Annotated in this window: 13 protein-coding genes and 1 tRNA gene; 2 read left to right on the plus strand and 12 right to left on the minus strand. The window is 59.6% G+C overall.

Going from position 1 to position 12539, the window contains the following annotated elements; translation table 11 throughout:
- Positions 1–9: 9 nt before the first annotated feature.
- The 4 genes from LC298_RS13475 to LC298_RS13490 all read right to left on the minus strand — a co-directional run bounded on the left by LC298_RS13475 (position 10) and on the right by LC298_RS13490 (position 3572).
- Complete coding sequence (locus LC298_RS13475) at positions 10–840, minus strand: carbohydrate ABC transporter permease (RefSeq protein ID WP_131570615.1); 831 nt, start codon at positions 838–840, stop codon at positions 10–12.
- A 12-nt stretch (positions 841–852) separates the two neighbouring features.
- A complete protein-coding gene (locus LC298_RS13480; protein ID WP_131570613.1) occupies positions 853–1719 on the minus strand; it encodes a carbohydrate ABC transporter permease in 867 nt (288 codons plus the stop codon).
- Positions 1720–1829: 110 nt separating this feature from the next.
- Positions 1830–3089 (minus strand): ABC transporter substrate-binding protein, encoded by a 1260-nt coding sequence (locus LC298_RS13485; protein ID WP_223385683.1) that lies wholly within the window; start codon positions 3087–3089, stop codon positions 1830–1832.
- 407 nt (positions 3090–3496) lie between these two features.
- Positions 3497–3572: transfer RNA gene (locus LC298_RS13490), tRNA-Thr, on the minus strand.
- Between the two features lie 103 nt (positions 3573–3675).
- On the opposite strand from LC298_RS13490, the gene LC298_RS13495 reads away from it, so the two are divergent.
- Together LC298_RS13495 and LC298_RS13500 are read left to right on the plus strand one after the other, a co-directional pair.
- On the plus strand, positions 3676–4443 hold the full coding sequence (locus LC298_RS13495; RefSeq protein ID WP_199223327.1) for an NAD kinase: 768 nt from the start codon (positions 3676–3678) through the stop codon (positions 4441–4443).
- 139 nt (positions 4444–4582) lie between these two features.
- Entirely contained in the window at positions 4583–6019 is a 1437-nt protein-coding gene (locus LC298_RS13500) for a DEAD/DEAH box helicase (protein WP_131570607.1), read from the plus strand.
- 26 nt (positions 6020–6045) lie between these two features.
- Here the strand turns inward: LC298_RS13500 and LC298_RS18040 are convergent, their stop codons facing one another.
- From LC298_RS18040 to sufB, 8 genes are all read right to left on the minus strand, one after another.
- Positions 6046–6174: a hypothetical protein gene (locus tag LC298_RS18040; protein WP_263289200.1), complete on the minus strand. Its 129-nt coding sequence runs from the start codon at positions 6172–6174 to the stop codon at positions 6046–6048.
- A gap of 116 nt (positions 6175–6290) precedes the next feature.
- The gene (sufA, locus tag LC298_RS13505) at positions 6291–6671 is read right to left on the minus strand and encodes a Fe-S cluster assembly scaffold SufA (protein ID WP_131570605.1); all 381 of its coding nucleotides are present in this window, start codon (positions 6669–6671) and stop codon (positions 6291–6293) included.
- Positions 6672–6738: 67 nt separating this feature from the next.
- Entirely contained in the window at positions 6739–7137 is a 399-nt protein-coding gene (locus tag LC298_RS13510; RefSeq protein WP_131570603.1) for an SUF system Fe-S cluster assembly protein, read from the minus strand.
- A gap of 14 nt (positions 7138–7151) precedes the next feature.
- Positions 7152–8387, minus strand: coding sequence for a cysteine desulfurase (locus LC298_RS13515; protein ID WP_131570601.1), 1236 nt, complete (start codon positions 8385–8387; stop codon positions 7152–7154).
- A 2-nt stretch (positions 8388–8389) separates the two neighbouring features.
- Positions 8390–9661 (minus strand): Fe-S cluster assembly protein SufD, encoded by a 1272-nt coding sequence (gene sufD, locus LC298_RS13520; protein ID WP_131570599.1) that lies wholly within the window; start codon positions 9659–9661, stop codon positions 8390–8392.
- Positions 9662–9683: 22 nt separating this feature from the next.
- Positions 9684–10439 (minus strand): Fe-S cluster assembly ATPase SufC, encoded by a 756-nt coding sequence (gene sufC / locus LC298_RS13525; RefSeq protein WP_131570597.1) that lies wholly within the window; start codon positions 10437–10439, stop codon positions 9684–9686.
- Positions 10440–10487: 48 nt separating this feature from the next.
- Positions 10488–10982, minus strand: a complete 495-nt coding sequence (locus tag LC298_RS13530; RefSeq protein WP_131570595.1) for a cupin domain-containing protein — start codon at positions 10980–10982, stop codon at positions 10488–10490.
- Positions 10982–12451 (minus strand): Fe-S cluster assembly protein SufB, encoded by a 1470-nt coding sequence (gene sufB / locus LC298_RS13535; protein ID WP_131570593.1) that lies wholly within the window; start codon positions 12449–12451, stop codon positions 10982–10984. The genes LC298_RS13530 and sufB overlap by 1 nt, the downstream gene beginning before the upstream one ends.
- Positions 12452–12539: the final 88 nt, after the last annotated feature.

Genomic DNA, 12539 nt, shown 5'->3' on the forward strand with positions numbered 1-12539 from the left:
GTTAGTCCCCTATTTCACCGCACCGAAGGTCAGGCCGCGGACGAGTTGTTTCTGGCTGAACCAGCCCAGAATCAGGATCGGGGCGATGGCCATTGTGGAAGCCGCGCTGAGCTTGGCGTAGAAGAGTCCCTCGGGGCTCGAGTAACTGGCAATGAACGCCGTCAGCGGGGCGGCCTTGGCTGCCGTGAGATTCAGTGTCCAGAATGCCTCGTTCCAAGCCAGAATGAAGTTCAGCAGGATCGTCGAGGCTATGCCGGGAACGGCCATCGGCGTCAGCACGTAAAGGATCTCGTTCTTCAGCGATGCGCCGTCCATCCTCGCCGCTTCAAGAATCTCGCCCGGAATCTCCCGGAAATACGTGTAGAGCATCCAGACGATGATCGGCAGGTTGATGAGCATCATCACGACGACGAGGCCGATCCGGGTGTCGAGGAGCCCGAGGCTGATGAAGATCAAGTAGATCGGATAGAGCACGCCAACGGCCGGCAGCATCTTGGTGGAAAGCATCCACAACAGGATGTCCTTGGTGCGCTTGGACGGCACGAACGCCATCGACCACGCAGCCGGCACCGCCACGATAATTCCGAGCAGCGTCGAACCGCCGGCGATGATTACCGAATTCCAGAGGAAACGCATGTAGTCGGAACGCTCCTGCACGACGCCGTAGTTCTCGAGCGTCCAGTCGAAGAAGAGGAAGACCGGCGGGTCCGATATCGCCTGCGCTTCGGTCTTGAAACTGGTCAGAATCGTCCAGAGGATCGGAAAGAAGATGAGCAGACCGACTGCCCAGGCGGCTATGGTATTGATGGTCTTGCGTTGCTTGGTGACTGCGCGGGCCATGGGCTTGTCTCCTCACGCGTCCAGATTCTTGCCGACGATGCGCATCAGGAAGATCGCAACGATGTTGGCAAGGATGATTGCGTAGACGCCGCCAGCCGACCCGAGCCCGACATTCTGGCTTTCGAGCACCCGCTGGTAGATGAGGTAGGTCAGCGTCCGGGTCCCGAAGGAGCCTTGGGTGGTGACGAAAATTTCGGCGAAGATCGACAGCAGGAAGATCGTCTGGATCAGGAGGACGATCGTGATCGCCCGGGAAAGATGCGGGAGAATGATGTAACCGAAGCGCGACAGCGGCGGCGCGCCATCCATCTCCGCGGCCTCGAGCTGTTCGCTGTCCAGAGACTGGATCGCGGTCAGGAGGATGAGCGTCGCGAACGGCAGCCACTGCCACGAGACGATGAGGATAATGGAGAAGAGCGAATAGTTGCTCAGCCATTCCACCGGCTGGGCTCCGAAGAACTTCCACAAATGCGCCAACAGGCCGTTCACCGGATCCATGAACATGTTTTTCCACACCAGCGCGGATACGGTCGGCATGACGAAAAACGGCGCGATCACAAGAATGCGGACAACGCCTTGTCCCCACATCGGCTGGTCAAGGAGAAGCGCCAGCAGCACGCCGAACACGATTGTGATCACGAGCACCCCGCCGACGATGATGAGGGTCGACTGGACGCTGGGCCAGAACGTACTGGACGACAGAAAGCGTGCGTAATTTTCGAATCCGACCCAACCCAGATCGCCGCCCCTCAGCGGCAGGTATTTCTTGAACGAGAAGTAGAGCGTCATCACCAGCGGCACGAGCATCCAGCCGAGGAGCAGAACCACGGCGGGCATCATCATGAATTGTGCGGCGGATCGGGAATGCTGGGTGGCCATGACGCGCCTCCTTCACAGACAGGCGAGCGCCTGTCGGATCGGTTCTCGCTCGAACGTGCTTGGAACAAAACGCCGGGGGCAGTTGAACCGCCCCCGGCCGGGAGGATGCCTCAGTTGTATCCTGCAGCTTCCATCTCGTCGGTCACCAGGGCCTGCGCCTTCTCAAGTGCTTCGTCAGGAGACTGCTGGCCCGCAAGCATCGCGGAGAACTCCTGACCCGCTGCGGTGCCGATGCCGGCCCATTCCGGGATTGCGACATACTGAATGCCGACATAGGGCACTTCACCCACGGTTGGGCTGCCCGGGTCGGCCGCGTTGATCGACTCGAGCGTCATCTTCGCGAACGGAACCTTCTGGTATTCCGGGTTTTCGTAGAGCGAAGTCCGGCTGCCGGGAGGCACATTGGCCCAACCTTCCTTGGATGCCACCAGCTCCAGGTAGTCCTTCGACGTAGCCCAGGCGACGAACTTCTTGGCGGCCTCCTCAGCGTCCGTACCTGCCGGGATCGCCAGCGCCCAGGCCCAAAGCCAGTTCGCCCGCTTGCCCTTGCCGGTATCCGGCGCCAGTGCGAATCCGACCTTGTCGGCCACGGTCGAATCGTTGGGATTGGTCACGAAGGAGGCCGCAACCGTGGCGTCGATCCACATGCCGCACTTGCCCTGCTGGAACAGCGCGAGGTTCTCATTGAAGCCGTTCGTCGATGCGCCGGGAGGGCCGGCTTCCTGCATCAGGTCGTAGTAGAAGGTGATCGCTTCCTTCCACTCGGGGGTATCAAGCTGCGGCTTCCAGTTTTCATCGAACCAGCGTGCGCCGAACGAGTTCGCGACGGTGGTGATGAACGCCATGTTCTCGCCCCATCCGGCCTTTCCTCGCAGACAGATGCCGTAGATCTCGTTTTCCTTGTCGGTCATTGCGCGCGCCGCTTCGGCGATAAAGTCCCAGGTCGGCGCTTCGGGCATCTCCAGCCCGGCTTTCTCCATCAGGTCGGTCCGATACATGACCATGGAGGATTCACCGTAAAACGGCGCGGCGTAGAGCGTGCCGTCATGGGACAGACCCGAGCGCATCGCCGGCAGGATATCGTCAGCATCGTAGTCATCGCCGAGATCGTCCAGGGGCACGAGCCAACCCTGCGCGGCCCAGATCGGAGTTTCGTACATGCCGATGGTCATGACATCGAACTGGCCGCCCTTGGTTGCGATGTCCTGCGTAACGCGCTGACGGAGGACATTCTCCTCGAGCGTTACCCATTCAAGCTCGATGCCGGGATTTTTGGACGTGAAGTCGTCCGTCAGACCCTGCATCCGGATCATGTCGCCATTGTTGACCGTGGCGATGGTTAGCGTTTCGGCCGATGCGCCGAATGCCATCGATACGCCAGCCAACAGGCTGAGCGAATAGGTCGCTAGTTTCTTCGTATGCGCCATCTGGATCCTCCCATTTTTACGCGCGTAACGTTCGTAATCTCCACTGGTGTGGCAAATGCTGGCCTTGAGCATTTGACCGAAGCATAAACAATTGCTCACGAACCGCAAGTCTCATTATGTCGATTTTCCGCCGGAAGTTCACCTGGCTGTCCGCGACATTTCCCCCTCACAGCGACCATGGAGCCAACCCATCAGCCGTCCGATACCGGTCAGATTTTCACCACGTGGTTGCTGCTCGCGCTCGGGGGGAAACCGCATCTGGGATGCCCGAGCGGCTCTGAGCGGCGGCGCAAATTCGCCCCACGTTCCCGGCCTGTTCCGCGCCGCTTCTCGCAAGTGCTTGAAATGATTGGTGCCCCCGCACGGACTCGAACCGCGGACCCTCTGATTACAAATCAGATGCTCTACCAACTGAGCTACAAGGGCATTCTCTGCGCAATAACATATACACGATAGCTGTAAAGAGACTATTTCCCCGCCCTGTGTTAAGCGCCAATGCGCTATGTTAAGCGGAGACCTGCCGGCCGTCATGACCACATCGTCAATCGCCTTCGTTTCATCCGATGCGCCGGGATCGCGGGAGTCCGCCGCGCTTCTCGCGGCTCTCTACGGCCAGGAAGCGGTCGAAGACGCGGAAACAATTGTGGCGCTCGGCGGCGATGGCTTCATGCTGCAGACACTCCACCGCTTCATGAATACCGGAAAACGGATCTACGGCATGAACCGCGGTTCCGTCGGCTTTCTGATGAACGATTTTCGTGAGGAGGAGTTGCGCGAGCGCCTCGAGGCGGCGGTGCCGGAAACGATCAGGCCCTTGCGCATGAAGGCCGAGAATATGGACGGAAAGGTCACCGAAGCGCTTGCAATCAACGAGGTTTCGCTCTTTCGCCAGTCCTATCAAGCTGCAAAGATCGGCATTCATGTCGACGGCCAGGAGCAGCTATCCGAACTGATATGCGACGGCATAATGCTGGCGACGCCCGCTGGCTCAACGGCGTACAACCTGTCGGCTCAAGGCCCGATCATCCCCATCGACGCGCCCTTACTGGCGCTGACGCCCGTCAGTCCCTTTCGGCCGCGCCGCTGGCGCGGCGCCCTCCTCCCCAACCAGGTCTCCGTACGCTTTACCGTGCAAGAGCCGATAAAGCGTCCGGTCAATGCAGTGGCCGACCACACCGAGGTCAAGTCCGTGCGGCGAATCGACATCGCGGAGGCCCGTGACACGACGGCGACGATTCTCTTTGACGCCAGCCACTCCTGGGACGACCGGATTCTGGCGGAGCAGTTCAGGTATTGAGAATTAGTCCGTATTTGCCCTAAAGGCCGGAAAAAAGGGGCTTTCTGTTGACTTTGACCGGTGAAATGCCTACGTGACGCAAAACGTTGACTGCTGCATTGCAGCAAGCCGTTGCCGATAGACGAAGCGTGGATATCCTTTGACATTATTCTCAGAACTCGGACTTTCCGAGAAAGTCCTGAAGGCCGTTGAGTCGGCCGGCTACACCGAACCGACTCCCATTCAGGAAAAAGCAATCCCCCACGCCCTCGAGGGCAAGGATGTGCTCGGCATTGCCCAGACGGGCACAGGCAAGACCGCCTCTTTCGTTCTTCCGATGATCACCCGCCTTGAGCGCGGACGCGCGCGGGCCAGAATGCCGCGCACGCTCATACTTGAGCCGACGCGCGAACTGGCGGCGCAGGTCGAAGAGAATTTCAACAAGTATGGCGTCAATCACAAGCTTAATGTCGCACTTCTTATCGGCGGCGTGTCATTCGAGGACCAGGAGCGCAAGCTCGAACGCGGCGCCGACGTACTGATCGCGACCCCGGGACGGCTCCTCGATCACTTCGAACGCGGCAAACTGTTGCTCACCGGCGTCGATATCCTCGTCATCGATGAAGCGGACCGTATGCTCGACATGGGGTTCATTCCGGATATTGAGCGGATCTCCAAGATGATCCCGTTCACGCGTCAGACGCTGTTTTTCTCGGCCACGATGCCGCCGGAGATCACGCGTCTCGCGGACCAGTTTCTTCAGGCGCCCGTCCGGGTCGAGGTTTCCAGGGCCGCGTCGACGGCGACGACGGTCGAGCAAAAGCTGCTCGGCGTCTCGAAAAAAGATTTTGAAAAACGCGCATCGCTGCGCGATCTCATCCGCGGTCAGGGAAACCTCAAGAACGGCATCATCTTCTGCAACCGCAAGCGCGACGTCTCCGAATTGTTCCGTTCGCTCGACCGTCACGGCTTCTCGGTCGGGGCGTTGCATGGCGACATGGACCAGCGGTCGCGCATGGCGATGCTTCAGGGATTCAAGGACAATAAGATCCAGTTGCTTGTGGCTTCCGACGTGGCCGCCCGCGGTCTCGATATTCCGGACGTCAGCCACGTATTCAATTTCGACGTTCCGATTCACGCCGAGGATTACGTCCACCGCATCGGCCGCACCGGACGCGCCGGTCGCGCGGGTGCCGCATTCACGCTCGTCTCGAAGCCCGAAATGAAGCATCTCGAAGCCATTCAGGAGTTGATTTCAACCAAGATTGACTGGTTGTCGCCCATTCCTCAGCAAGGGGCCGACGGAGAGACGGACGGAAAGGGCGACCGCGCGGAGCGCGGTTCAAGACGTGGACGAAGCGGCAAGCGGAATCAGTCCGGTCCCCGTGTCGAGGCTACCGGCACCCCCGCTTCGAAGCCCGCGGATGACACGAAACCCGCAGTCGAGGCGGAGCGGAACGAGGCCGCGACGCAGCAGCGAAGGGCCGAACGACGGGAAACCAAGGCAAAAGACACGCGCAAGCGGCGCAGCGACGATGCCCGTGCGCCGGTCGGTTTCGGTGAAGATGTCCCCGCATTCATGATGAATGGTCAATGACGGCAACGTGCCCGCGCCCGCTTCGCTCAAGCCATTAACAAAACACTGAACATTCCAATGACGGCGACTGCCATGGCAACCGCGAAACTGCGGTTGACCATGTGATGTGGCGCGTTTTCGCGGCCACGAGCATGGTGTGGGCGAAATTCGATCATCGGCGTTCTCCTCGCACCCGCCAGTCGGTGGGTGGAAAACACTATGCGGCCAAGATCGCCCTGCGGGCCAATCACTGCCGTTCAATTAGTTGCGAGGTCGCGTCGCGGTCTTGACCCTAGACGCCCCGCGCCTGAGCCAGTTCCTGCAGATCAGCTGGGGTAAGTTCGACGGATTCGCCACAGCCACAGGCGGAAGACTGGTTTGGATTGTTGAAAACGAAGCCGTTACGTAGTTTCGTCACCTCGAAATCCATCTGGGTTCCCAGCAGATAGAGCATCGCAGCGGGATCGATCCAGAGATGCGCATCATCGTGTTGAATGTGGTCGTCTTTAGGATCAGGGTCGCTCACCAGATCCACCGTATACTCCATTCCGGCACAGCCACCTTTCTTGATGCCCACGCGTACACCCTTCGCACCTTGGTCGGCACGTGCCGCGACAATCTCCTTGATACGGTCTGCCGCAGCGTCAGTCATGGTCATGATGGCGAAAGGCATGGCTCTTCCAGTCGTGTGTCTCACATGAAGAATCTATGTGCGGTGCGAGCGATCCGCAAGCAGACCCTCAGTACCAGCCCACCGCGATCTGCGCTTCTTCCGACATCCGGTCCGGCGTCCAGGGCGGGTCGAACACCATGTTGACCTCCACATCCATCACCCCCTCGACGGTCCGGACGGCATTTTCTACCCATCCGGGCATCTCGCCGGCCACCGGACAACCGGGCGCGGTCAGCGTCATCTCAACCCTCACTGTGCGGTCATCCTCGATATCGACCTTGTAGATCAGCCCGAGTTCGTAGATGTCCGCGGGAATTTCGGGATCGTATACCGTCTTCAGCGCCAAAACGATGTCATCCGTCATCCGGGCAAGCTCGTCGCGCGGAATTGCCGATTCCTTGACCGTGTCCGGAGACGTGTTTTCCGTCTCTTTTGCCACGGTCGTGGTGTCCTGGTTTTGATCCATGCCGCTTGCTCCTGTCAGCCGAAGAAGGAGCGCGCCTTTTCAAGCGCCTCCGCCAGCGCGTCTACTTCTGACCGCGTATTATACATGCCGAACGATGCACGGCATGTGGAGGTCGCGCCGAACCGCTTCAAGAGGGGTTGCGCGCAATGTGTGCCAGCGCGAACCGCGATGCCGGATCTGTCGATGAGCATCGAAACGTCATGCGCGTGTATTCCTTCGAGCTCGAACGAAACGATCGAACCCTTGTCCGGTGCATCGCCGATGATGCGCAGTGAATTGACGCGGCCGAGTTGCTCATGAGCGTAAGACTTGATGCCTGCCTCATGCGCGGCGATCGCTTCGCGGCCGACTGATTCCATGTAGTCCAGCGCGTAGCCCAAACCGATTGCCTGCACGATCGGCGGTGTACCCGCCTCGAAGCGGTGGGGCGCGTGATTATACGTCACGGCGTCTTCGGTGACCTCCTCGATCATCTCTCCGCCACCCTGAAACGGGCGCATGGCCTCAAGCCGCTCCTTTTTTCCGTAAAGCACACCGATCCCCGAAGGTCCGTATACCTTGTGGCCGGTGAACACGTACCAGTCGCAATCGAGGTCCTGCACGTCAACCGGCATGTGCACCGCGCCCTGGCTGCCATCCACCAGCACCGGGATTCCGCGCGCATGGGCTATCCGGCAGATATCCCTGATCGGCAGCACCGTGCCGAGAACGTTCGACATATGCGTGATCGCAACGAGTTTCGTGCGGTCGGTCAGCCGCGCCTCGAATTCCGTGATATCGAAACGTCCCTCGTCATCGACAGGGATCCAAACCAGTTTTGCGCCCTGTCTCTCGCGGATGAAATGCCACGGCACGATGTTCGAGTGGTGCTCCATAATCGAAAGCACGATCTCGTCGCCCTCGCCGATCGACGGCATGCCATGGCCGTAGGCGACGGTGTTGATTGCCTCCGTCGCCGACTTCGTGAATACGATCTCGTCGACCGAGGATGCATTCAGGAACTTGCGCACCTTCTCGCGCGCGCGCTCATATGCGTCGGTTGCAGCATTCGACAGAAAATGCAGTCCGCGATGGACGTTGGCGTATTCGCTTTCATATGCATGCTTCACCGCCTCGATCACCTGACGCGGCTTTTGTGCCGAGGCGCCGTTGTCCAGATAGACAAGCGGCTTGCCGTAAACTTCCCGGGACAGGATCGGAAAATCCGCCCGGATCGCGTCAACGTCGTATTGCGGTGTCTTGGCATCCATGATCAGGCGTGCGCCTCCAGCCAGTTCTCGAGGCGCGCCTCAAGGTCGGCAATCAGGTCCTCGTCTTCCAGTTCCTCGATGATCTCGGCGACAAAGGCTTTGATCAGTAATCCGCGCGCCATCTTTTCCGAGATGCCGCGGGCCATGAGGTAGAACAGGTGATCGTGGTCGATCTCCGCGACCGTTGCCCCGTGCGCGCACACGACATCATCGGCGAAAATCTCCAGTTCGGGTTTGGTGGCGAAACCGGCCGTATCCGACAGAAGCAGCGTATTGCATGCCATTTGAGCATCGGTCTTCTGGGCGATTTGCGCCACCTGGATCTGCCCCTGAAACACGCCTTGTCCTTGCCCGGTGACGACATTGCGCACGGTTTCCGTGGACGAGGTGTTGGGCACAAGGTGGCCAAGCGAAAGCGTCACGTCGCAATGGGTCTTGTCGCCGACAAGATTGACCGACCTGAATGTCAGCTTCGCGCCCTCGCCAACCACGTCGGCGTTGACTTCCTGGCGCACGACCTTGCCGGACAGATTGATGTTGAAGAGGGTCAGTTCGGCATCGTCTTCCAGCGTCAGGTTCACCTGCCCCAGATGCGTTGCCGCTTCACCCTGCTCCTGGACCGTGACCCACAGCACCTTTGCGCCCTTGCGCAGCTTGAGATCTGTCACGGAGGACGCAAGTACGCTCTTGTCGCTGCCCGCGTGGCGATCGAAGATTGTCACATTCGCATCCGAACCGACCGTTACCGCATTGCGCGTATGGGTCTGGCCACCATCGTGAAGCGACTGCAATTCAATCGGTGACGCCGCCACAAAGCCATCATCGACCTTCATCACGAAGCCGTCCGTCACAAAGGCGGAATTGATCAGCCCGACAGCGTCATGCACCCCGTGATCGGCGGGTTTCACACCGGATATGTCGGCCCGCAGCACATCGGCCATCGAGGTAACCGAGACACCATCCACCGAGGCGACATCCGCGATCATGCCGTTCTTCAGTACAAATGAGGGAATACCCTTCGTAAGCGTCTTGATTTCGCTGACGTTCGCGTCGGGTTTGCGCTCGGGCACATCGGCAAGCAACCGCCGCAGGTCAGTGTAATGCCATGCCTCGACACGCCGGGTCGGAAGACCGCTTGCCGATATCGCCTGAAGCGCCTTCTCACGGTGCGCGGCCATTTCCGCGTTTCCGGGCAGCGCGCCCGACTGGTCGGCAAACTGACCCACCAGCGCGGTTTCCGCCGCTGTCAGCGGCAATTTGGGTTGGACGTTCATTCCGTCTTCTCCTGTCGTCGCCTCAGGCCGCTTCGCTGATGATGTTCGCGTAGCCGTTCGCTTCCAGTTCAAGCGCGAGAGCCTTGTCGCCGGACTTCACGATCCGGCCCTTCGACAGGACGTGCACGCTGTCGGGCACGATATATTCGAGCAGGCGCTGATAGTGCGTGATGACCACCGTCGCACGATCCGGAGAGCGAAGCGCGTTCACACCATCGGCAACGATCTTCAGCGCGTCGATGTCGAGACCGGAATCGGTTTCGTCGAGAACGCAGAGCTTGGGCTCAAGAAGCTTCATCTGCAGGATTTCGGCGCGCTTCTTCTCGCCACCCGAGAAGCCGACATTCAACGGGCGCTTCAGCATTTCCATGCTGATTTCAAGGCTGCCGGCCGCCTCCTTCACGAGCCGGATGAAATCCGGCGTCGTCAGTTCGGGCTCGCCGCGCGCCTTGCGCTGCTCGTTCATCGCGACCTTGAGGAACTGCATCGTGGCCACGCCGGGAATTTCCATCGGATACTGGAACGCGAGAAAGATACCGGCCGCGGCGCGCTCGGCCGGATCCATTTCCAGAACGCTCTCGCCGTTGTAGATGATATCTCCCTCGGTCACCTCGTAGTCTTCCCGGCCCGCCAGAATGTAGGACAAGGTCGATTTCCCGGAGCCGTTCGGGCCCATGATCGCAGCGATTTCGCCGGCCTTGACCGTTAGATCGAGTCCGCGAATGATCTCCGTTCCGTCCTCGGCGATGCGTGCGTGCAGGTTCCTGATCTCAAGCATTGTTGGTTATCCGTCTTTCGCTTTCCCGGCTGTTGCCGGCTTTTTTCGTTATTCTTCGCCGTCGTAGTAACCGAGGCTGTCCTTGGTGCGCCCTATGGAACGGATACCCCCGCTCATGGTCGCCCAGTCGAAGCGGCTCATCACCGCAAACTTGTCCGAGTCCGGATATTCGACGACTTCCGTCTCCGCCACCGTCGAAACACCCAGATATTTAAGCGGCACCGAGCCCGTATTGGCGATCTGGTGGGCCGTTTCAGGCCCCCCGGTCGGCGCCGCGCAAACGTCGCCGGCTTTCACCGGATGGGCTTCGTCGCCGAAGCGGTAGACCCCCTCGCCTTCCAGGATCACGAAAAGTTCGTGAATCTGGTGGTGGGCATGACGCGGAAAGGCCTTCTTGCCCGGCTGCACGACATGCAGCATGCAGCCGATGCCGGTCGAGCCAATCAGGCGGCCGAAAGAGCCGATCTCGGCCTCGAAGCCTTCGCCGTTCCCGTTTTTTTGAAGCGGAACGTCAGCCAGGTTTATGACCGGACCGGTGGTCATCAGCCGACCGAGCCCTCCAGGCTGATGCCGATCAGCTTCTGCGCCTCGACGGCGAATTCCATCGGCAGTTCCTGGATGACTTCCTTGACGAACCCGTTCACGATCAGCGCGATGGCTTCCTCCTCCGGGATGCCGCGCTGCATGCAGTAGAACAGCTGGTCCTCGGAAATCTTCGACGTCGTCGCCTCGTGCTCGAACTGCGCGGTGGCATTGTTCGCCTCGATATACGGCACCGTGTGTGCGCCGCAGTCATTGCCGATCAGAAGCGAGTCGCACTGCGTGAAGTTTCGTGCATTGGCCGCCTTGCGGTGCGCCGAGACACGCCCGCGATACGTGTTGCTCGACCGGCCGGCCGAGATGCCCTTCGAAATGATCCGGCTAGACGTGTTCTTGCCGAGGTGGATCATCTTGGTGCCGCTATCGACCTGCTGCGCGCCGTTGGAGACGGCAATCGAGTAGAACTCGCCGCGTGAATTGTCGCCGCGCAGGATGCAGGACGGGTACTTCCACGTGATCGCGGAACCGGTTTCGACCTGCGTCCATGAGATCTTGGAGTTCTTGCCGCGGCAGTCGCCGCGCTTGGTGACGAAATTGTAGATCCCGCCCTTGCCGGTGGCATCGCCCGGATACCAGTTCTGGACGGTCGAGTACTTGATCTCGGCATCGTCCATGGCAACCAGTTCCACCACGGCGGCATGCAACTGGTTTTCGTCGCGCTGCGGCGCCGTACACCCCTCGAGATAGGAGACGTAAGCGCCCTCTTCCGCGATGATCAGCGTCCGCTCGAACTGCCCGGTATTCTTTTCATTGATGCGGAAATACGTCGAAAGCTCCATCGGGCAGCGCACGCCCTTGGGAACGTAGACGAACGAGCCGTCCGTAAAGACGGCAGAGTTGAGCGCGGCGTAATAATTGTCGGAAATCGGCACCACCGACGCGAGATATTTTTTTACCAGATCCGGATACTCGCGAATGGCTTCGGAGATCGACATGAAGATCACACCTGCCTTCGAAAGCTCTTCTTTGAACGTGGTGACGACGGAAACCGAATCGAAGACCGCGTCGACAGCGACCTTGCGTTCCTGCACCCCGGCGAGAATCTCCTGTTCAGCGAGTGGAATACCGAGTTTCTCGTAGGTCTTGAGAAGCTCCGGATCGACCTCATCGAGGGTCTTGGGACCGGACATGCTCTTCGGAGCGGAATAGTAGTAGATATCGTTGAAGTCGATCTTCGGATATTCGACGCGCGCCCAGGACGGCTCCTCCATCGCCAGCCACCGTTTGTAGGCATCGAGCCGCCATTCCAGCATCCAGTCCGGCTCGTTCTTCTTGGCGGAAATGAAGCGAATGATATCCTCGCTCAGTCCCTTCGGCGCCTTGTCGGACTCGATAACGGTCTCGAACCCGTATTTGTACTGGTCGACGTCAATCTTGCGGACCTGATCAATCGTTTCCTGTACAGCGGGCATTCTCGTCTCCGTTCCTGCATTCCCGGCCTGCGGCTTCCGCCAGCAAGGCCTTCACTTTGAAAATAGGTGATAAGCCAGTTTTGAAAAG

The organism is Oricola cellulosilytica, from assembly GCF_019966575.1.
Classification (GTDB): domain Bacteria; phylum Pseudomonadota; class Alphaproteobacteria; order Rhizobiales; family Rhizobiaceae; genus Oricola; species Oricola cellulosilytica.